Source organism: Noviherbaspirillum galbum, assembly GCF_010974945.1.
GTDB lineage: Bacteria > Pseudomonadota > Gammaproteobacteria > Burkholderiales > Burkholderiaceae_D > Noviherbaspirillum > Noviherbaspirillum galbum.
Window position 1 is genome coordinate 95,888 of sequence record NZ_JAAIVB010000085.1, and the last position, 20,185, is coordinate 116,072.

General features: G+C 63.3%; 24 protein-coding genes. 12 read left to right on the plus strand and 12 right to left on the minus strand.

Annotated features, from left to right (window positions below; translation table 11 throughout):
• Positions 1-155 precede the first annotated feature (155 nt).
• Entirely contained in the window at positions 156-485 is a 330-nt protein-coding gene (locus G3574_RS27040) for a DHCW motif cupin fold protein (protein ID WP_163968678.1), read from the plus strand.
• Between the two features lie 114 nt (positions 486-599).
• Here G3574_RS27040 and G3574_RS27045 read toward each other — a convergent pair whose 3' ends face one another.
• Positions 600-932 carry an NIPSNAP family protein gene (locus G3574_RS27045; protein ID WP_163968679.1) on the minus strand — a complete coding sequence of 111 codons (333 nt, stop codon included), beginning with the start codon at positions 930-932 and terminating at the stop codon, positions 600-602.
• 71 nt (positions 933-1,003) lie between these two features.
• Between G3574_RS27045 and G3574_RS27050 the strand changes: the two genes are divergently transcribed.
• Positions 1,004-1,684 carry an ArsR/SmtB family transcription factor gene (locus G3574_RS27050; RefSeq protein WP_163968680.1) on the plus strand — a complete coding sequence of 227 codons (681 nt, stop codon included), beginning with the start codon at positions 1,004-1,006 and terminating at the stop codon, positions 1,682-1,684.
• A gap of 88 nt (positions 1,685-1,772) precedes the next feature.
• Here G3574_RS27050 and G3574_RS27055 read toward each other — a convergent pair whose 3' ends face one another.
• The 7 genes from G3574_RS27055 to G3574_RS27085 form a co-directional block, all read right to left on the minus strand.
• Positions 1,773-2,159, minus strand: a complete 387-nt coding sequence (locus G3574_RS27055) for a hypothetical protein (RefSeq protein ID WP_163968681.1) — start codon at positions 2,157-2,159, stop codon at positions 1,773-1,775.
• A gap of 29 nt (positions 2,160-2,188) precedes the next feature.
• Positions 2,189-2,476, minus strand: a complete 288-nt coding sequence (locus G3574_RS27060) for a hypothetical protein (protein WP_163968682.1) — start codon at positions 2,474-2,476, stop codon at positions 2,189-2,191.
• Between the two features lie 225 nt (positions 2,477-2,701).
• Positions 2,702-3,664: an FAD:protein FMN transferase gene (locus tag G3574_RS27065; RefSeq protein WP_163968683.1), complete on the minus strand. Its 963-nt coding sequence runs from the start codon at positions 3,662-3,664 to the stop codon at positions 2,702-2,704.
• Positions 3,665-3,685: 21 nt separating this feature from the next.
• Positions 3,686-4,888 carry a DUF3570 domain-containing protein gene (locus G3574_RS27070; protein ID WP_235953643.1) on the minus strand — a complete coding sequence of 401 codons (1,203 nt, stop codon included), beginning with the start codon at positions 4,886-4,888 and terminating at the stop codon, positions 3,686-3,688.
• A gap of 5 nt (positions 4,889-4,893) precedes the next feature.
• On the minus strand, positions 4,894-5,127 hold the full coding sequence (locus tag G3574_RS28740; RefSeq protein WP_163968685.1) for a DUF4266 domain-containing protein: 234 nt from the start codon (positions 5,125-5,127) through the stop codon (positions 4,894-4,896).
• Complete coding sequence (locus G3574_RS27080; RefSeq protein WP_235953644.1) at positions 5,124-5,549, minus strand: TlpA family protein disulfide reductase; 426 nt, start codon at positions 5,547-5,549, stop codon at positions 5,124-5,126. Before G3574_RS27080 ends, G3574_RS28740 begins: the two co-directional genes overlap by 4 nt.
• 106 nt (positions 5,550-5,655) lie before the next feature.
• Complete coding sequence (locus tag G3574_RS27085) at positions 5,656-6,135, minus strand: hypothetical protein (protein WP_163968596.1); 480 nt, start codon at positions 6,133-6,135, stop codon at positions 5,656-5,658.
• Positions 6,136-6,538: 403 nt separating this feature from the next.
• Here G3574_RS27085 and G3574_RS27090 point away from each other — a divergent pair, with 403 nt between their 5' ends.
• The 4 genes from G3574_RS27090 to G3574_RS27105 all read left to right on the plus strand — a co-directional run bounded on the left by G3574_RS27090 (position 6,539) and on the right by G3574_RS27105 (position 9,813).
• The gene (locus G3574_RS27090) at positions 6,539-7,111 is read left to right on the plus strand and encodes an RNA polymerase sigma factor (RefSeq protein WP_163968687.1); all 573 of its coding nucleotides are present in this window, start codon (positions 6,539-6,541) and stop codon (positions 7,109-7,111) included.
• Positions 7,108-7,758, plus strand: a complete 651-nt coding sequence (locus tag G3574_RS27095; RefSeq protein WP_163968688.1) for an anti-sigma factor family protein — start codon at positions 7,108-7,110, stop codon at positions 7,756-7,758. Before G3574_RS27090 ends, G3574_RS27095 begins: the two co-directional genes overlap by 4 nt.
• Before the next feature lie 134 nt (positions 7,759-7,892).
• The gene (locus tag G3574_RS27100) at positions 7,893-9,032 is read left to right on the plus strand and encodes a S8 family peptidase (RefSeq protein WP_163968689.1); all 1,140 of its coding nucleotides are present in this window, start codon (positions 7,893-7,895) and stop codon (positions 9,030-9,032) included.
• Positions 9,019-9,813 (plus strand): TorF family putative porin, encoded by a 795-nt coding sequence (locus G3574_RS27105; protein WP_163968690.1) that lies wholly within the window; start codon positions 9,019-9,021, stop codon positions 9,811-9,813. Before G3574_RS27100 ends, G3574_RS27105 begins: the two co-directional genes overlap by 14 nt.
• Positions 9,814-9,845: 32 nt before the next feature.
• Here the strand turns inward: G3574_RS27105 and G3574_RS27110 are convergent, their stop codons facing one another.
• Positions 9,846-10,598 (minus strand): CHRD domain-containing protein, encoded by a 753-nt coding sequence (locus tag G3574_RS27110; RefSeq protein ID WP_163968691.1) that lies wholly within the window; start codon positions 10,596-10,598, stop codon positions 9,846-9,848.
• 120 nt (positions 10,599-10,718) lie between these two features.
• Positions 10,719-12,083 carry a glutathione-disulfide reductase gene (gorA, locus tag G3574_RS27115; protein ID WP_163968692.1) on the minus strand — a complete coding sequence of 455 codons (1,365 nt, stop codon included), beginning with the start codon at positions 12,081-12,083 and terminating at the stop codon, positions 10,719-10,721.
• A 195-nt stretch (positions 12,084-12,278) separates the two neighbouring features.
• Here gorA and G3574_RS27120 point away from each other — a divergent pair, with 195 nt between their 5' ends.
• Positions 12,279-13,193 (plus strand): alpha/beta hydrolase, encoded by a 915-nt coding sequence (locus G3574_RS27120; protein WP_235953645.1) that lies wholly within the window; start codon positions 12,279-12,281, stop codon positions 13,191-13,193.
• A 12-nt stretch (positions 13,194-13,205) separates the two neighbouring features.
• Positions 13,206-13,631 carry a DoxX family protein gene (locus tag G3574_RS27125; protein WP_163968693.1) on the plus strand — a complete coding sequence of 142 codons (426 nt, stop codon included), beginning with the start codon at positions 13,206-13,208 and terminating at the stop codon, positions 13,629-13,631.
• Between the two features lie 34 nt (positions 13,632-13,665).
• On the opposite strand, the gene G3574_RS27130 is transcribed toward G3574_RS27125, so the two are convergent.
• Positions 13,666-14,994 (minus strand): Nramp family divalent metal transporter, encoded by a 1,329-nt coding sequence (locus G3574_RS27130; RefSeq protein ID WP_163968694.1) that lies wholly within the window; start codon positions 14,992-14,994, stop codon positions 13,666-13,668.
• 40 nt (positions 14,995-15,034) lie between these two features.
• Positions 15,035-15,949, minus strand: a complete 915-nt coding sequence (locus G3574_RS27135; RefSeq protein ID WP_163968695.1) for a manganese catalase family protein — start codon at positions 15,947-15,949, stop codon at positions 15,035-15,037.
• 474 nt (positions 15,950-16,423) lie between these two features.
• On the opposite strand from G3574_RS27135, the gene yghU reads away from it, so the two are divergent.
• From yghU to G3574_RS27155, 4 genes are all read left to right on the plus strand, one after another.
• On the plus strand, positions 16,424-17,311 hold the full coding sequence (gene yghU, locus G3574_RS27140) for a glutathione-dependent disulfide-bond oxidoreductase (RefSeq protein ID WP_163968696.1): 888 nt from the start codon (positions 16,424-16,426) through the stop codon (positions 17,309-17,311).
• Entirely contained in the window at positions 17,308-17,940 is a 633-nt protein-coding gene (locus G3574_RS27145) for a glutathione S-transferase family protein (protein WP_163968697.1), read from the plus strand. Before yghU ends, G3574_RS27145 begins: the two co-directional genes overlap by 4 nt.
• Before the next feature lie 343 nt (positions 17,941-18,283).
• Positions 18,284-19,819: a DUF4331 domain-containing protein gene (locus G3574_RS27150; protein ID WP_163968698.1), complete on the plus strand. Its 1,536-nt coding sequence runs from the start codon at positions 18,284-18,286 to the stop codon at positions 19,817-19,819.
• A gap of 9 nt (positions 19,820-19,828) precedes the next feature.
• Positions 19,829-20,134, plus strand: coding sequence for a hypothetical protein (locus G3574_RS27155; protein ID WP_163968699.1), 306 nt, complete (start codon positions 19,829-19,831; stop codon positions 20,132-20,134).
• Positions 20,135-20,185: the final 51 nt, after the last annotated feature.

Here is a 20,185-nt window from a genome sequence, read left to right on the forward strand (position 1 = left end):
ATGGATGTGGCGAACAGACCGGCCGTTTCATCGCTGATGCACACCCGGACCTGCCGGCAAGGAGCAGGCGGTTAGAATGTTTATGCGATGGTCCGATGCGGCCATCGAAATGCATGGCTGATGGAAAACCAGATTAATGAATAGGGAGCGGGCAGATGCAGATGAGCGAAATTCCTTTTGGCACGACGGATTGGTCAACCGTTGAACGTACGGAGCACCACGGGAAGACCGGGACAGCATACTGGCGTACGCGTACGTTTGGCCAGATCCGTGTCCGTATGGTTGAATACACCCCCGGCTACCTGGCTGATCACTGGTGCTCCAAGGGACACATATTATTTTGCTTGCAGGGCGAACTGAATACAGAGCTTGAGGATGGCAGGAAGTATGTCCTCAAGCCCGGCATGAGTTATCAGGTTGCGGATAATGCTGAAGCACACCGTTCGTACACTGAGTCGGGGGCAACGCTATTTATTGTCGACTAGTCGACATGCGCACCCATGGACGCATGAGTGCGCCCACTACCGCAATGTCGCGCCGTCCGCTTTTGGGCAGGATGAGTGACCGAAATGGGTCGACCTCGAAGATCACCGTATTCGTCACAACGCTTCCATCTGGAAAGTGCCCTCCACCAGCTCGGTAAAGGTGCGCTCTTCGCGCAGGATGAAACGCCGTTCGCGGGCGAAATCGAAGTTGGCACGCGCTTCCGCGTCCTCTTTCAGGCGAGCGCGGTAGGTTTCATACGCGGCAAGGCTGTCGAAGCCAACCAAGCCCCAGGCCTCGTAGTTCGTGCCCTCGTGCGGCAGGAAATATCCGAGGAGGCGGCCGCCCAGGCGCGGGATGATGCGGCCCCAGTTCGCGGCATACTGGCGAAACTGCTCGCGCTGAGACGGGTCCAGTTCGTAACGGATAAAGCAGGTGATGGCGGTCATGGGTACTCCTTGTGTGGGAGAGGCCAATGTAAGCTTTTGCTCAACGCCGATGCTTCGGCTAAGATCGAAGCATGAGGGACGGTCCAAACATTACGAATATCGCCGCGCTGATCGGCGACCATGCACGCGCCGAAGTGCTTGGCCTGCTCATGGGCGGCATGGCGCTCACCGCAACCGAGCTGGCCGACGGCGCTGGCGTCACGCGCCAAACCATCAGTGGCCACCTGGCCAAACTGTTAGACGCTGGCCTGCTTTCTGTCGTGGCCCAGGGGCGGCACCGGTATTTCCGTATCGCTGGCGCCGAGGTTGCCCAACTGCTGGAATCGCTGATGGGCGTGGCTTTCGGGACCGGGGCCGTGCGCGTGCGCTCGAGCCCGCGCGAGCCGGCGCTGCGAAAGGCGCGGGTGTGCTACGACCATCTGGCCGGGGAGCTTGGCGTGCTGCTGTATGCGAGCCTCGCACGTCACCACGCCTTCGCCGTAGACGCCACGGGCATCACACTCACGATGGCTGGCCGTGAGCGCATAGATGCCCTTGGCGTCGTTCTGGAAAAATCTACCTCAACGCGTCGGCCATTGTGCCGCACCTGCCTCGACTGGAGCGAGCGCCGCGATCATCTTGCTGGCAGGCTCGGCACGGCCTTGCTGGAACGATTTCAGGAGCTGGGGTGGGCACATCGCGTGCCGGATTCGCGTGTGCTTGCCTTTAGCATCGAGGGTGAAACGGCGCTGCGGAATTGGCTGGGCCAATAGCATGGAGTAGGGTTTTCCGGCTCGGCAAGGCAGCAGGAACAAGGCAAGAATGAGCCGGATCAGGAAGCGGGCCTTGCCGGCCCTTTGCTCATGGCTTGCTGTCTTGCGAGTCGATACCCGCCAGCGATTCGCGTCCGCGTTCCGTCAATTCGAAACCTTCCCCCTCTGCATGCGGCGCGATCAATCCCTTCCTGCTGAGGAAGGCCGCGACGTCGCCCTCCAGTTTCGCGGGGACGACGGTAGCAACGGCACTGGCCGCTACCGTGCGCAAGCCGTCGATGCAACGCTTGACGAACAGTGCCTGCTGTCCCTTCTCGGTCAGCATGAATGCGCCATCCTTCCCGCGCGTGACGTATTTCAGGCCGATCAATGCCTTCGCATTTCGGGCAACGCAAGCGCTTGGCCGTTCTCCCTTGCGCGCCTTTCTGATCTGCGCAAGCGCTTCGTATCCATCCTTCGTCAAACTATCGTCCATGGGGTTTTCTGCTGCCTATTGGATTGCGCTTACTTTTTGCGCGTGTTGGCCCGTGATTGTTTCGGCTGCCGCGGTTGTTGAGACGGCTTCTTCTGCTTCAATGCCGCTGCGGTCCGCGCCTGCTGGATTTGCTGGTACATCGTCTTCGCGTCCTGTACCGCACGCTCCTGCGTACGCATCGCCGGAATGTCATCGTGCAAGGTAAAGAAGTCCGCTGCCTGCGCGCGCATCACCTGCTTGATGGCCGCTTCCTCGCTCACGTCGTACATCTCGGTAATGAGCGTGGTTACTTCATCGAGGTATGCTTCGTAGGTCATTGCCATAAAATTTTACCTAAGCGGCTCCGAGGAATTGCCGCGTTTCGGGATTCCCTCGCGGTAATCATGTCCCGCGTCCATCAGCCGCCGGAAGCCGTTGATTGCTTCCAGGAGCATCAGTTCTCGTTTCGTGGTGTTGGGAGGGTCAAAAGTGTGCATTCTAGCGGAATTGCCAGCATGTTTAGTACCAGTGCCCAAGTTGTGCGAACCGTGGCGCAAGGCAGCTCAGTCGAAATGACGCATGTCGTGCGTCGGGATTACTTTGCCGCCCCGCGGCTGATGCCGCAGATGAACGTTCCCTGATTGGTCGATCGCGAGAAAAGCCAGGCCGGATTCGTGCAGGAAGGAAAGACCGGCATCCCCCTTGAGCATTGCAATCGTACTGTGGCTGCCGGCGACGGTGACGAGGGGAGCCAGCACGCTCACCGATCTCAATCCTTCCACCGGTTGCCCGGTGCGCGGATCCAGGATGTGGCAATAGCGCCGGCCGTTGCATTCGAAGAACCGCTCGTAGTCGCCGCTGGTGGCGAGCGCACCGCTTTCGAGCGAAATGGAGGCAATGGTCTCACCCGCGTTGCGAGGGGACTGGATGCCGATGGACCACGCGCTGCCGTCCGGACGAGGGCCGACGGCACGCATGTCGCCGCCGAGATTGACATAGCCGTGCCTGACCCCTTGCATCGCGAGAATGGCGGCGGCCCGGTCGACGGCGTATTCCTTGCCGAATCCGCCAAGGTCGATTTCCATCCCGGCACGGGGCAGCCGAATGCGCCGCAACGGCGCGCTGGCGCGCCAATCCAGCATTTGCCAGCCGATGAGTGGCAATATCGACTGCAAGACCTCCGGCGCGGGCAATTCGGGGACACGAAAATTCCATGCCCGGCGCAGAACACCCGAGGTGATGTCGAACAAACCGTCGCTGGCGCGAAACAGTTCATCGGCATAGGTGAACAGCGCGAGGCTTTCTTCATCGAGATCGACCCATTCCTTCCCGGCTGCGGCATTGATGCGCCCCACCACGCTGTCTTGGCGGTAACGCGAATACTTGCACTCGATGCGGGTCACTTCATCGATCGCTTGCCGAGCCATCAGCCGCGCGCGGGCCTTGTCGCCGGCGGCAAGGCAGATCTCGCACGGACTTGCCATCGCTGTGAAGCGGATGCTGAATACCGGTGGGGCGCCTGGCATATGGAAGGTATTCCGTCGCGGTCAGAACTGCCTGGTGATGCCGACGCTGATCATCTGCGCGCGCAATGTCGCGAGGCCAGGTCCGCCGTTTCCCGACAAGGCCCAGCCGCTGCGCTGCTCGTAGAATCCCAGCTGCATCCTTACGCTGGCATCGCGGCCGATCCGCTTCTCCACCTTCATCGCCAGGGTGGCCGCGCCGAAAGCGGACAGGCGGTAATCCTCGGAGACGTTCGCGCCGCCTGAAGGGTCGTAGCCGGCGGGAACGGGTTCACCGAGGACCGGCGAATAAACGGGGCCGACATAGAACGAGGCGGCAGTCTGCGAATACAGGCGCAGCGAAGGCGTGAGCGTCCAGTCACTGGGCAGTGGCTGCACGTACTCCGCGCTCAGGGTATGGGCGCGGATGCCGAAACTGTCCGAATAGTAGCGGTAGCCGAGCCGGCTCGTGCCATCGTCCGCGTCGAGATGGTGGTTCCAGCGCAGCAGCAAGATGTTCGCGCTTCGCGAGTCGGGCCGCTTGTCGAAAACCTTGTAGGGATCGTTCAGGTAGCCGTGCTGGACGACGTGCGAGATATCGGCCTGGATGAGGTCGCGCTGGGTCAGCACCCGGGTGATTCCTGCCTTGAGTTCAAGCACATGCTTCTTGGCATCGGTCACGAGTCCGTTGACGGGATTGATGACATCATTGGCCACGCCGATGCCGGCATTGAAGACGGTGTTCTTGTCTTCGGTGGAACGGGTAAGGTCGAGCGAATAGGCGCGCGACTGGTAATCGTTTTCGCCGGAATGCGCGAACCCGGCGCTGACGGTGGAGTCCGGAAAATAGCGGGTCACCGAAAATGCCTGGGCAGTGCGCCGGTCGCTCATCGTGGATGCGCCGGAGATCGCGGAGTGGTAGCGCGGCGTGGCGCCGGAGATGCTGTCGGAAGTAAGCGACCCTTCGATCGCCCACATGCCGGCGATCGGCGCCAGCACGCGGATCGAGGGCGTATGGACGTTCACGCGGTCGAGGCCTGGCTGGCGGTCGCGGTAGTCGAGGTAATTGAGCTCGACCTGGCCGCGCTCGGGAGCGGACTCCGCATGCGCCGCGCCTATCATGCCTGGCAATGCCAGCGCGGCCATGAGCAGGGCGCTGCCCGAGAAGCCCGCCGCCGGCGCACATGCATCTTCCGTTTTGTCCGGGGCTTGTTCCCGCAACGGCCACGCGGCGCTTGTTGGGGTCAATTGCGTCAGTTGCATCCGCAGCCCCCACCACCGACCCTGCCGCCGCCAGAAGCCGCCTCGCGGCTGTCATACACATGATCGAGGGATCGTGCACCAAGGACATCGCCGCCTTCCATCGTCATTTCCTCCCTGGCCAATGTTCCTTTCTGCCACGGCTGGACGGGTTCGATCGGACGGCAGGACACCAGTAAGCCCAGGCCAGCCAGCACCAAGATCGTCTGCGGCGGCGGGAGCATCATTTGCTCCCGTCCGTGTCCGGCAGGTGGCGTCGAAACAGTTCTTCCATCTCGGTTTTATCCGCGTCGCTGAATCCGGCATGCATCGCCATGACCTTGCCGTCCGGGCTGATCAGCACGCTGGTGGGCATGCCCTTGATGCCGTAGGCTGCCGCCACCTTCCCCGCGGGGTCGAAGCCGATCGTGAACTGCGCGGGCACGTCCGACATGAAGGCAAGCGCGGCGTCCCGCCTGGCATCGACGTTGAGCGCAAGGATCCGCAAGCCTCTCGCGCCATAGCGCGCCTGCATCTGGCTCATCCATGGGAAGGAACGGCGGCACGGCCCGCACCACGAAGCCCAGAAATCGAGATAGACCAGCTTGCCGCGAAAGTCCGCCAGCCTGACCTGTCCGCCAGATCCCGGCACGTCGAAGGGCGCGGCCATGGATCCTGGCTCAGCGGCTGAAGCCGGCGCGAAGACCCCTCCGGCCAACCCCGCCAGCAGCGCGGTTCGGAGGCATCGCCGGAGGCTGAGGCATGTGTCTCCCGGCTTATTCATTGACATTGGCTCCCTGCGCGAACCACTGGGCGAAGGCGGCGCGTTCCGCATCGGTCATGCCGGTGGCGTTATCAAGCGGCATCGTTCGCGACTGGATCGCCGAATTCATCAATACGGCAAAGCTGCTGATTTGCGCCGGCGTGTCAAATGCGAGGCCGCTCGCGTTGAAGCCCGTCCGGTTGCCGCTGACGGCGGAGTGGCAAAGCAGGCAGCGCGCCTGGATGATGGTGTTGACCTCCGCGAAACGGACCGCTGGCGCTGGCGTGGGCACAGGTGAGGGTGCAGCTGGCGCCGGTGCGGGAGCGGGCGCCGCTGGTTCAGGTGCTGGTACCGGAGCAGGCGCAGGAACCGAATCGGGTACCGTCGCTGCCGCGACCGGCGCCGAATCGCCGCCGCCGCCGCATCCTCCAAGCATTGCGGATATCACGATGGCCGATACTCCCAGCGTGGCTTCGATCCGGAAAATGCGCATGGCAGTCCTCCTTGGGCAGGTGTCTCGTCGGGTTCTGCGGAGGCGCGCCTGGGAAAGGCTGACTTCTCAGGCGCGCATGCATGCTGCGTATATCCTGTGCCAGCGGTGCGAGGTTCAAACCTCGTCCACGTCTCCGATACATCGCGGTTTTCCGCCAGAGGTTTGCCGGGTGCATGCCGCCGGTTACGGCTTGCCTCAAATAATCGCGCAACGTTGGTTTGATGAAAAGCAAACACGATCTGCCGCCCGCGGCCAAAGATGAATGAGTGGCAATGGCGGTGCAATGGGATTGAAGGCCGGCATCATCGCTTGCCGCGGCGACCCGGATTGAACCGATCGCAGGGTGAAGGGGATATACGCAGGTAATCTGACCTTGGGGATCCCATTGGGCAGCAGTATGGACATGCGTGCGGTCCGAACCGCGGAGTCGGACCCGAACGAGGCCAGGCTGGTGGCGGAAGTCGCCGGCAGGGACAGGCGCGCGTTCGAAAGCCTGTACCGGCTGTATTTCGGCCGCCTGGCGCGTTTCCTGGACCCGAAGCTACACCACGCAGCCTCGGTCGAGGAAGTGATCAACGAAACCATGCTCCTGGTGTGGAACAAGGCAGGCAGTTTCGACGGCAGTTCCAAAGTCTCCACCTGGATCTTCGGCATTGCATACCGGCGCGCGCTCAAGGCTCTGGCCAGACTTGACCTGCCGGTGGAACAGGAGGCCGACGACGAGGCGGACGACAACGCGCTCACTCCGGACGCCGCCCTGACCAGGAGCGAACAGCGCCGTATCGTCGGGCAGGCGATCGATGCCCTGCCGATGGAGCAGCGCACCGTCGTCCACCTGGCGTACTTCCACGACATGGGCTACGACGAGATCGCCAGGATCATGGACTGTCCCGCCAATACGGTGAAAACGCGGATGTTCCACGCGCGCCGCCGGCTCAAGCGCTTGCTGGCCGGACTTGAAAGCGAATTGTCATGAAGAGCCAGATCGTCAACTTGAATCTCTCGACGCACCGCACGGTGCAGGAACTGTTGCCCTGGTATGTCAACGGCCAGCTCGCCGGCAGCGAACTTTCCCTTGTGCATGAGCACCTCCAGACCTGCACCCAGTGCCGAGCCGATGTGGCCTGGCAAGCGCAGTTGCGTGCCATCGAGCCGATGGAAACACCCGTGCCGGACGTCGATGCAGCCTGGCGTCAGATGCAGCAGCAGCTCGAATCCCGCAGCAAGCCGTGGTGGCGGCGCATTGTCGAACGTCTACCCCTGGGCCTGCCAGCCCCAACGCGCATGAACTGGACAGCATGGGCGCTGGCCGGACAAGCCGCGGTCATTCTGGTGCTGGGAACGCTGCTTGCCGCACAACCAAACTCCAGCCATGAATTTCGCGCGCTCGGTTCCGGCGTCGAGCGGCAGGGAAACATCCTCGTCATGTTCTCGCCGCAGGCGACGGAGCCGGAATTGCGCAAGGCCTTGCAGGATAGCGGTGCGCGAATCGCCGATGGACCGACGGCGTCCGGCGCCTACACGCTGGAGGCCCCGGGCCGGCGCGCCGCCGAAGTCGCGGCCGAGCTGCGCGCAAGCGGCGTGGTCATGCTGGCCGAGCCCTTGGCGAAAGAGGAGCCTTGATGGGCGGGGCCTTGATGCACCGGATCATTCCCCTTCTGGCCTGCATGCTCCTGGCCGTTGGAGCGGTTGATGCGGCACCGGCCGCAGTACCGGCTGCACCCCCTGACGCGGAGAGGCCTGCCGAGGTCCTGGTCATGCTGCACCTGCCCGCGCCGCATTTCCGGCCGGACGCAAGCTACGCGGGAGGGTATGACAACGCCTCCCATGCTGCGCGGCGCCAGATAGCGCAGCAACTCGCCGAGAAGAATGGCCTCGAACTGACTCGCGACTGGCCCATGCCCGCGCTTGGCCTGGACTGCTACGTGATGCGCGTGCCGGGCGACCATGATCCCGAGGCCATGGCGCGGCAATTGTCCAGCGATCCCCGCGTCGAATGGGCGCAGGTCATGCATTACTTCGATGGACTGGGGCACAACGATCCCATGTTTCCGGCGCAGCCGGCGGCGCACGCCTGGCAGCTCGACCGGCTGCACCTGGTGACAACCGGCCGGCAGGTGACGGTGGCGGTGATCGACAGCGGCGTGGATACCGAGCATCCCGACCTGCGCGGCCAGATCGCGCACAGCCGAAACTTCATCGAGAACACGACGTATCCCGCCGAGCAGCACGGCACCGCGGTGGCAGGCATCATCGCCGCCGTGGCCGACAACGGCATCGGCATCGCCGGCATCGCGCCGCAGGCCCGCCTCCTGGCATTGCGCGCCTGCCGCGAAACCGCCGACAGGGCAACACTGTGCGACAGCCTCAGCCTGGCCAAGGCGCTGGACTTTGCCATCCAGCACCGGGCGGAGATCATCAACATGAGCCTGAGCGGGCCGTCCGACCGCTTGCTTGGCATGTACGTCGATCTGGCGGCGTCGCGCGGCATCACGGTGGTGGCCGCCTTCGACGAACGCCGCGATGCTGGAGGCTTTCCGGCGTCCAACCCGTTCGTCTTCGCTACCGCGGCAGAACGCGATGCGCCCGCCGCTCCCTTCCATGCGCCGGGCCGGGACGTGCCGGCAACGGCACCAGGCGCGCAATGGAAGCTGGTGTCGGGATCGTCCTTCGCCGCGGCGCATTTGTCCGGCATGGTGGCCCTGGTCCGGCAACTGCGGCCGGCGGTGCCGCAGCAGGAACTTTGGGCAAGGCTGCGGGGCGCCGCCGCCACCCCGGTCGCCGATGCCGCAAACAGCAGCCGCATGGATGCCTGCGCGGTCATCAGCTGGGCCGGCGGCACCTGTACCTGCTCTTGCGAACCGGCACAGGCAGGCATCACGCATGCAGCCTGGTGACGCCTTGCAGCGGTGCGCCACGGCAATGCGTGCCAGGATCGTCAATGGCGCCAATGTCTTCAAGGCAGCGATGCTGCTGCTGCCGCTTTGCGCCTGCGGCGCAGCGCAGGCGCAATGGAGCGGCAGGATCGCCCTCGTGTCGGATTACATCCTGCGGGGCGTCAGCCTGAGCGACGGGAAGTCCGCTCCCCAGGCGAGCTTGCAGTACGAGGGCCGCAACGGCTGGTATGCCGGGGCGTTCGCGTCCCGCGTGGCGCTCGACCCGGACGCGGCCGGAATGCAGTTTGCCGCCTATACCGGCCTGTCGCTGCCCTGGACGACGAGGATGCCGCGGGGCGTGCAGGCAAGCTGGGACGCCGGCCTGATGTTCGCGGCCTTTCCCGGCCAGGTACGCTACAACTATGCAAGCGTCTACGCGGGCGTCCATGCAGGCCTGGCATCCAATGACGTCAGCATGCGGTTGCATTATTCGCCCGACTATTTCGGTCAGGGCGCATCCAGCTTGTATGCGGAAGCAAATGCCGCCCATGCGCTCGCCGACCGCGTGCAGGTTTTCGCGCATCTTGGGCGACAACGCCAATCGTCCGCCTTGCAGGCCGCGCCCGCATGGGATGCGCGCATCGGCTTGACCCTGGCCGCCGGCGACTGGAGCCTTGAACTCGCCGCCAACCGGGCCGGGGCTATCCGCGCCGACTACACTCCCTACTCCTATGGCAGAAGCCAGGCGTTTTATGGCACCGAGGCGCGCCGCTTCGTGCTCAGCGTCACCCGCTCGTTCTGAGTTCGGCGCGGAAGCCGGTTGCCCGGCCCGATTCAGTAAGTGACATCGCGCGGGGCGCTGTTTGGATCTGCCGTAGCGGTCGTCGTTGCCTGCGCCGGGACGATTTGCGCGCGAATTTCACCATTGGGCAAGGCGGCGCTATGCACGTTCACATAGTATTGGCCGGCAAGCAGCGCGTTCATCTGGTCCGCCGTCAACTGGCCGGATACCACCCACGTGCCGCTGCCCGCGGGACTCTGCGTCATCGGGAAAAGTATGGGGCCGGCGACGCCTGGTGCTCCGTTGTGAATATGGGCTGCCGTACCGGCAATGCCGGTGGTCGTCACGGTCGCGCTGTACTGGCGCGTTGCGGTATCCAGGGTCAGGGTCCCCGTTCCGCCAGCGCCGCTTTGATTCGGCGGAACTTCCTGCGCACCCGATAAACTCATGTTGATCGATACAGGCGCTGCCGGGCTTGGCGTTGGCGTTGAGGCCGGCGCCGGCGCTGAAACCGGGGTGGCCGTACTCGCCGGGGCAGACGGCGCCGCGGCCGCGCTGGTGCCGCTTGTATCGCTTGTTCCGCTCGTGCCACTTGTACCGCTTGCTGCCGGTGCGCCATCGCCGCCGCCACCGCCACCGCATCCGCTCAGGATGGCGAATACAGCGACAGCGTTGAGCAGGCGCTTCATCCTTTCAAGTTCCATCTTGACACCCCATCGTCGATTGAGAAGCTCCCTGAACCGGGTCCGTTTAAGCGGTATATCCGCCGCGGTCGAACAATGGTTCATCACTTCGGGAGAAATCAATCATTTACCGGGGTACGCTTGGCGCACTATCGGCAGTCCGGTCACAACCGAGATACCCGATTGCGAGTTAATCCTAAAACGCCTGTTCCGGGAAGCTTTGCGGACCTTGGCGGCTCCTTGTCATGTCGCCGCGGCGTAGGTCCTGACCGGTTCGCGCATCAGCATGAATTCCTCGGCGGCAGTCGGATGCACCGCGATCGTCCGGTCGAATTCGCGCTTGGTCGCCCCGGCGCGCATGGCCACGGCCAGGCTCTGGATGATTTCCGGCGCATCCGGCCCGATCATGTGAATGCCGATCACCTTGGCGGTCTCGCTATCGGTGACCAGCTTCATGTAGCTGCGGTTGTCGCGCCCCGCGAACGCGGTCTGCATCGGCTTGAACTGGGTTTCATAGACGGTGGTCGGCCCGCGCGCGTTGGCCTGCGTTTCGCCGAGGCCGATGGTGCCGATCGGCGGATCGGTGAACACGGCGGTCGCCACCTGGTCGTGGAAGAAGGGCGTATCCTGGCCGCCGAACACCGTGTCGGCGAAGGCGCGTCCTTCGGCGATCGCCACCGGCGTCAGGTTGACGCGGTTGGTGACGTCGCCGATCGCATGGACGCCGGGAATCCTGGTCTTGCTGTAGCTGTCGACCGGGATCGCGCCGGCGGCCGTCAGTTCGAGTCCGATGGCGTCCAGTCCCAGGCCGGCGGTATTCGGCACGCGGCCGGTCGCGTTGAGAACCGCGTCGAAGCGCATTTCCTGGCCGTCCTGCAAGACCATGCGATAGCCGCTGCCATCGCGGGCGAGCGAGCGTGGCAGCGTCTGCGGAAAGACGGCGATGCCGGCGTGCTCCATCGCCTGCCGCAAGCGTTCCCGCAATTCCTCGTCGAATCCGCTCAAGGGCGCGTTCGCCCGGAAGAAGACGCTGACCTTGCTTCCCAGCCGCGCGAACATGCTGGCGAATTCCATCCCGATGTAGCCGCCGCCGACCACTGCGAGCCGTTCGGGCACTGTCCGCAACTGGAGGATGTCGTCGGAGGTGAGCGCGGTGTCGAGCCCGGGTATCGGCGCCGTCGACGGCCGGCCGCCGGTCGCGATCAGCAGGTTCTTGCAAGCCATTGTCCGGTCGCCGACGCGGACTTCACCCGCGCCCATGATCGTCGCCGTGCCCCGGATGACCGTGACATCGGCTTGCCGCAGCATGTTCTCGTAGACGGTTTCGAGGCGCTCGAGCTCGCGCGTCTTTGCATCCTGCCAGTGCGCCATGCTGAACTCGGGTTGGCCCGCGGACCAGCCATAGGCGGCCGCCAGATCGAAGGAGGCGCGGAACTGGCTTGCGTACATCAGCAGCTTCTTTGGAATGCAGCCGCGGTGCACGCAGGTGCCTCCCAGGTTGGCCTGCTCGATGATGGCGACGCGGGCGCCGTGCGCAGCGGCGCGGCGCGCGGCCGCAACGCCGCCGGAGCCGCCGCCGATGGCGATCAGGTCATAGGACTCGCTCATGCTGTCATTCCCCGTGAAATACCGAAGGGCCAGTATTGCATATCGGCGGCGGCTTGGTTGACGCGCGCTCAAGCGCCCGGCCGGCGCGCGGGCCGGCCTGCTTTGGTGTCATACTCCATGGCAACGACCGGATCCATGGCGAATCCGAACGGACCGGCCCGGCGTATATCCAGCATGAACTTTTCCCGGCGAGTGATGATGAGTCTGCCCGAACACAAGACCCGAAGGACCTGGAGAACATGGCTGGCCCGGCTGACGCTGGCGGGAAGCGTCATTGCCTTGCTCGGCGCCTGCTCTCCGCTTGGCATCATCAACGGCCTCACGCCCGGCGGCGCGCGCGCCTTCACGGACCTGGCCTACGGCAGCCTGCCGCGGCAACGACTGGATGTGTATGCGCCGCCTAACGCGTCCGGCCCGCTGCCGGTCGTGGTTTTCTTTTACGGCGGCAACTGGCAGAGCGGAAGCCGGACGGATTATGCCTTCGTCGGCCGGATGCTTGCCCGGCGCGGCATGGTCGTGGTCGTGGCGGATTACCGGCTTTACCCGGAGGTGCGCTATCCCGACTTCCTGCTGGACGCGGCGCAATCGGTGGCCTGGACCCGGCGCAACATTGCGCCATATGGCGGCGACCCGGATCGCATCTTCGTGATGGGCCACAGCGCCGGCGCGTACAACGCGGCGATGGTGGCGCTCGATGGCAGATGGCTTGGGCGTTTCGGCATGACGCCTGCCATGCTGCGCGGCTGGATCGGACTGGCAGGCCCATACAATTTCCTGCCGATCGAAAATCCCTACACCCGTCCGGTCTTCCTCTATCCCGATACCCCGCAGGATTCGCAGCCGATCCGGCATGCCAGCCATGCCGCGCCGCCCGCGCTCCTGGTAGCGGCCAGCCGCGACGAACTGGTGAATCCGTCGACCAATACCGGCGCCCTGGCCGCACGCCTGCGGGAGCAGGGCGCCAGCGTCACGGAAAAGAGCTTCGACCGGGTGAGCCACGAGACGCTGGTGGCATCTCTTTCCGCGCCCCTGCAGTTTCTCGCGCCCACGCTCGATGTGATCGATGCCTTCGTTCATGGGCCGCGCGAGGCGCTCGGCGTTCCACGTTGAGGCGAGGCGAAAATGAAAGCCTCGAAGACATCGTTCTTCGCCGCAGCACTTGTGCGGGGAAAGACCGCCGCTCTGGCATTTGTGTTTCTCTGGTTCTCCGTTGGCGGGATCGCCCATTTCGTGGCGCCGGAATATTTTCTGAAGATCGTTCCACCCTCGCTGCCGCTGCGCCTGGAAGCGGTCTATATCAGCGGTGTCTTCGAACTGCTCGGCGCCAGCGCGTTATGGTCGGTACGACTGCGGCGCTGGGCGGGCTACGGCCTTGCGGCATTGACGCTTGCCGTGACTCCCGCCAACGTCTACATGTGGAAGCACCATGAGCTGTTTCCGGCGATACCGCAGGCGCTCCTGGGATGGCGGCTCGTCTTCCAGGTCGTACTGCTGGCAATCATCCTTTGGGCGACGCGGCCGGCCAAGCTCGATAATCGTTTCCGATAGCGCCTGTCGGTCGGGTCAAGGCCTTTCGCCTGAGTCACGTCATCGCGCTCGCCAGCATCGCGGCATTCAAGGCAAGGATGAGGACGGCGATGAGCCAGGCGGCGATTTTCAGCCACAGCGGATTGACGAACTTTCCCATGAGGCGTGCATCGCTGGTGAACCGGATCAACGGAATGACCGCAAACGGCAGCTGAAGACTGAGGATCACCTGGCTCAGCACCAGCAATTGCGTCGTTCCCCGTTCGCCTGCCCAGAGCGTGGTGGCCAGTGCAGGCACGATGGCCATCAGCCGCGTCGACAGCCGCCGCAGCCAGGGCGGCATGCGCAGTTGCAGGTAGCCCTCCATCACGACCTGTCCCGCGAGCGTGGCCGTCAGCGTCGAGCTTTGCCCGGAAGCCAGCAGCGCGAATGCGAACAGCATGCTTGCCGCCGTCGTGCCGAGTGCGGGGCCGAGCAAGTGATAGGCGTCCTTGATCTCCGCGATTTCCTGGTGTCCGTTCGCATGGAAAGCCGCCGCCGCAGTCGCCAGGATCGCGGCATTGACGATGAACGCAAAAATCAGGGCAATCAACACGTCGATGGCGGTAAAGCGCAGGGCATTGCGCCTCCCGGCGTCGGTGGCGCTGAAGCGCCGGGTCTGCACTGTGGAGGAATGCAGGTAGAGATTGTGCGGCATGACGGTAGCGCCGATGATTCCGATGGCGAGATACAGGCTTTCCGGATTGACGACCGACTCGCGGGTTGGCAGGAAGCCCGTTGCGATGCCGGACCAGTCAGGCCGCGACATCAACAGGTTGGTGCCGATGCAGACGAATATCACGCTCAGCAGGGTCATGATCGTGGCTTCGAAATACCGGAAGCCATGTTGCTGCAGCCAGAGCACCACCAGCACGTCGAATGCGGTCAATACCACTCCCCACGCCAGCGGCAAGCCGAACAGCAGGTTAAGGGCGATCGCGGTGCCGATCACTTCGGCGAGGTCGGTCGCGCAGATGGCGATTTCGCACAGCAGCCATTGCATCCAGACCGAACGGCGCGAGTAGTGCGCGCGGCAGGCCTGCGCGAGGTCCATGCCGGTCACGATGCCCAGGCGCGATGCCAGGATCTGCAGCAGGATGGCCATCAGGTTGGACAGCATTATCACCCACAGCAGTCCATATCCGAACCGCGAGCCGCCTGCGATGTCGGTTGCCCAGTTTCCGGGGTCCATGTATCCCACTGCGACCAGGTATCCCGGACCCATGAAGCCGAGAAGGCGGCGCAGCCAGGAACCATGCTCGCGAACAGGAACAGAATCGGGGAAATCTCCTGGCGGCAGGTTCGGCCGGGCGAGCGCCGTATCGATGAAGGCTGGCGGTGGCATAAGTATGGTCCGTGCGCCGCCCGCGCGGGCGGCGGTTGAATTACATCGGCTTGATGGGAGTGCGGTTCATCGGATCGCCGCCCTGGGTCCCGGCCTTAAGCTCGGCGCCGGTGACAGGATCCTCGGAAGGCTCAGATTGGGTGCGCAGCGCCATCGCATTCAAGGCGGCTTCTTCCTCGGTGGTGAGGTTCACGCTCGGCATGCCGTCGCCGCCATCCACCGCGGACTGCTCGTTGCGGTCGGACACGAATTGCCATTGCTGCCCCTGGTTCCACGAGCCGCGCATGTCGCCGTCGCCTTGCGACATGTTGAAGTAGACATTGGTAAATCGCGCATCGCCTTCGAGTTTGCCCGGAGGGAAATTGGGAGTGATCGAATACAAGGCTTTCTCGAATGACTTCTGGTGTGCGATCTCGCGCGTCATCAGGAAGCCCAATGCTTCCTTGACGCCGGGGTCGTCGGTGCAATTGATCAGCCGCTCGTAGATGATCTTCGCGCGTGCTTCCGCGGCGATGTTCGATCGCAAGTCGGCGGTCGGTTCGCCGATGGTGTCGATGTACGCTGCGGTCCAGGGGACGCCTGCGGAGTTGACCAGCGGCGCGCCGCCGCCATACAACACTTGTGTGACATGGCTGTCGTTGCCGGCGCCGGTGATGGAACGGAAAGCATCGGCTTCCGCATCCACGCCTTCCGCGAGGCGGCCCTTCGCGCCCTTGTTCAGCATGGCGACGATCGTGCCGATGACTTCCAGGTGGCTTAGCTCTTCGGTGGCGATGTCCATGAGGAGATCCTTGCGTCCCGGATCATCCTCGGCAAGGGCTTGGGTGAAATATCGGCATGCCGCCGCCAACTCGCCTTGCGGTCCTCCGAATTGCTCGAGCATGAGGTTGGCAAGGGCAGGGTTGCATTCGCTGACCCGCACGGTGTACTGCAGTCGCTTGTTATGAGAAAACATGGCCGTCCTTTCGTGACGAAACAATGACGCCTTGGCGTTCATTCAGGACTGGCACGTAACGCAAGACATGTACCACCGTGCTGATACCCTGCATTGGCACGTCTGGCCCATGATTCGCTCTGCATCCGCCTCAGAATTACAAAGAGCGGTAAATTTGAAGTTTCGGGGACGCGCGTCGGCGTTGGGCGCGGCATATCATTTCAGACCTGGATCGTATGAAAGGGCTTGCAGATGCAATTCATGCCGAAAACGTATACTTGGCAATTCCTGCGAAGCTGGAGAAAGGCTGCTTGCGGCTCGGATCGCGCAAGCGGAAGCAAATACTTGTTTCGCAATACTTGGTTGAGTAGGTGGTTTCCGCCTGCGCGGAGATGGCGGCAATGATGCAATCGAAATCATGTGGTCCCGGTTTGCCTCCCTGCCTGAATGATCATCTTTCAATCGACAACCCTGCGACTTGACGGAGACAAACAGATGAGCAGCAACAATACCTACACCCCGCCCAAGGTCTGGACCTGGGATAAGGAAAGCGGCGGCAAGTTCGCCAGCATCAACCGGCCGGTGGCCGGCGCCACGCATGACAAGCAACTACCCGTCGGACGCCACCCGCTGCAGTTGTATTCGCTCGCCACGCCCAACGGCGTCAAGGTCACGGTCATGCTCGAGGAACTGCTGGCCCTGGGACATGCCGGCGCCGAGTACGATGCCTGGCTGATCCGCATCAACGAGGGCGACCAGTTCGGCAGCGGCTTCGTCGAAGTCAATCCGAACTCGAAGATTCCGGCCCTGATGGATCGCAGCGGCGATACCCCGGTGCGGGTGTTCGAGTCGGGCGCCATCCTGATGTACCTGGCCGAGAAGTTCGATGCCTTCCTGCCGCACAGCGTGGCGGCGCGCGCGGAATGCCTGTCCTGGCTGTTCTGGCAGATGGGCAGCGCGCCTTTCCTCGGCGGCGGCTTCGGCCACTTCTATGCCTACGCGCCCGAGAAGTTCGAGTACCCGATCAATCGCTACGCCATGGAAGTCAAGCGGCAGCTCGACGTCCTGGACCGCCAGTTGTCGACGCACCAGTTCCTGGCCGGCGACGAGTACACCATCGCCGACATGGCGGTGTGGCCCTGGTACGGCACGCTGGTCAAGGGCCAGCTCTACGAAGCCGGCGAGTTCCTCGGCGTGCATGAGTACAAGCATGTGCTGCGCTGGACCAACGAGATCGCGCAGCGTCCCGCGGTGCAGCGCGGACGCAAGGTCAACCGGGCATGGGGCGAGCCGTCCAGCCAGCTTCACGAGCGCCACGACGCGAGCGACTTCGCGCTGCGGACACATGACAAGCTGGACCCGTCCTCCGGAGACAAGGCATGATCACGCTCTACGATTGCGCTACCGCGCCCAGCCCGCGACGGGCCCGTCTCTTCCTCGCCGAAAAGGGCGTGCCCCACGAGACCGTCGAGATCGACCTTCGCTCGGGCGAGCAGATGGGGGAAGCCTACCGCCGGATCAATCCGCAATGCACCGTGCCCGCGCTGCGCACGGAAGAGGGCGCGCTGCTCACCGACAATGCAGCAATCGCCGCCTACCTCGAAGCCCGTTATCCCGAGCCGCCGCTCATGGGCCGCACGCCCCAGGACAAGGCGGACATCGCAAGCTGGCAGTGGCGCATCGAGTTCGAAGGCTTGATGGCGGTGGCGGACGCTTTCCGCAACAGCAGTCCGGCGATGGTGAACCGCGCCTTGCCCGGCCCGGCGAATTATCCGCAGATTCCCGAACTGCACGAGCGCGGACTGGCCCGTGCCCGGCAATTCTTCACCGCACTGGACGAGCGCCTCGCCGGACGCGACTTCATTGCCGCCGACCAGTTCAGCATCGCCGACATCACGGCGGTCGTGACCGTGGACTTCGCGCGCGTGATCCGGCTCAAGCCCGCGGAAGACCTGCCGAACCTGAAGCGCTGGCGCGAGGCAATGGGCGAGCGGCCGGCATTCAAGCGCTGAGCGGAGTCGAGTTCGCAAGAAGCCTTGCCATGTAACACGATCTTCGTCGTCAGGCACGCTGCATGGCGACTGGAGTAGCGCCTCGATGAAGCTTGTCCGTCCGATGTGAATCGGTTGCCTTTCAGCGGCTATCGAATTCGTCAAAACATTTTAGATACGCCTAAAAATGATCGCGCGCTCGCGAATAAATGGCGCTCACCCGACCAGATAAATCGGCAAATTCGTCATTTTACCTCGAACTATTAGCAGATTTGCTTTTCAAACAGGCCACGTCGACGGTGATTCGTCGGCGTCATGTCATGAGCGGGTTTGCAAGTACACCAACCAATTCGAGGAATAGATCATGCGCGTAACAAAAGCAATGAAGACGTGTAGTGTCGTGATGGCGACAGGGGCGCTGTGGGTCCTGTCAGCCTATCCCGCGTTCGCATCGAGCCACCGGGAGTCCCCTGCATTGACCAACATGCCCAAGGTGGATGCGACCGACCTGTATCTGTTCAGGAGTTACGAGCAGGGGCGAGAGGGGTATGTCACCGTGCTGGCCAACTACATTCCGTTCCAGGATCCGTACGGTGGACCCAACTTCTACCAGTTCGATCAGAATGCGATGTACGAAATCCACTTCGACAACAACGGCGATGGCAAGGAAGACCTTACGTTCCAGTTCCGTTTCAAGAACACCTCCAAAGGCGCGGCGCTGCAGGTAGGAGACAAGAAGGTAAAGATTCCGCTGCTCAATGCCGGCCCTATTGGCGACGTTAACCCGGCCACGCTCAATGTGCGCGAAACCTACACCATCAATGCGGTCCGCGGCGACAGCAGGACCGGAAGCGCCGCAGCTGTCACCAATGCCGGCACCGGTGCGGCCGAATTCGACAAACCAACCGACAACATCGGTGAAAAAACCTTCCCGCAGGGGTACGAGCAATATGCCCAGAAGCATATCTATAACGTCAACATCCCGGGGTGCAATACGCCTGCCCGGGTATTTGTAGGGCAGCGCAAGGAATCGTTCTACATCGCCGTGGGCAAGATCTTCGACCTGTTCAATCTGAATCCGCTCGGCCCCGAGTACGGCGGCAACGAGAATAACCTGGAAGGCAAGAACGTCAGCGCCATCGCCATGGAGATTCCGATCTCCTGCGTGGCCAGCCAGGACGACCCTGTCATCGGCGCATGGACCACGGCGAGCGTGCGGCAAGGCCGCCTACTCAATCCCGCTCCGTCCGGCTTCAACAATGCCGCGAAAGAAGGCGGCGCGTGGACACAGGTGTCCCGCCTCGGCATGCCCCTCGTGAATGAAGTGGTCATCGGCATGGACGACAAGGACCGCTTCAATGCCTCCAAGCCGACAGACGACGCCCAGTTTGCCAACTACGTAACCAATCCTACCTTGCCAGCGCTGGTGCAAACCTTGTTCCCCGCGGCCAAGGCCCCGACCAACTTCCCGCGCACCGACCTCGTGACGGTCTTCCTGAAGGGCTTGTCCGGCCTGAACCAGCCGAAGAATGTCGTGGCATCTGAAATGATGCGCCTGAATACGTCGATCTCCCCGACGCCCGTGGCGTCCCAGAACCCGATGGGTGTCGCGGCCGGTGACAACGCGGGCTTCCCGAACGGCCGCCGCCCCGCCGATGATGTGACGGACCTGTCGCTGCGGGTGGCGATGGGCGCCCTTTGCGTACTGACGGGAGACAATGATGCGTTGAAGGTAGGGTGCAAGCCTGCTGACGCGCCGGCTGGCGGCCTTCCGCTCACCGATGGCGTGCGCAAGAATGCCGATAGCTACCTAAGCCGCTTTCCGTACTTGAATCCGCCGATCCCGGGCAATCGCGCCGGTACGGATTCGGCAGCGACATCCGGCACGGCCGGGCAATGAGGAGGTGCCATGAAGAAAATCATCTTTCAGGCATCAGCCTTGGCGTTCGCGGCGACGCTCCTGACTGCCTGCGGCGGCAGCGATACCCCGGTGGCGAATCTTGCCAACAACAGCGGCACGGCGACCGGGGCATCTTCAGGAGCAAGCGGGTCCGGAACCACGCCAGCCGCAAATGGAAATGCGACTGCCGGCAACAGCTTCGTTGCCGGCGTTCTGGCGCTGATCAACGGGGCCTCGGACTCGGCAACTCCCGTCGCGATCGATGCCTATGACGCCGCGCCCGACGACAAGGCCCAGCCTCAGCCTCTGGGTTAGGGGCTGAGGCTGGTGCAGCTAAGGCGGCCCCATGGGGCCGCCTTTTTTCTG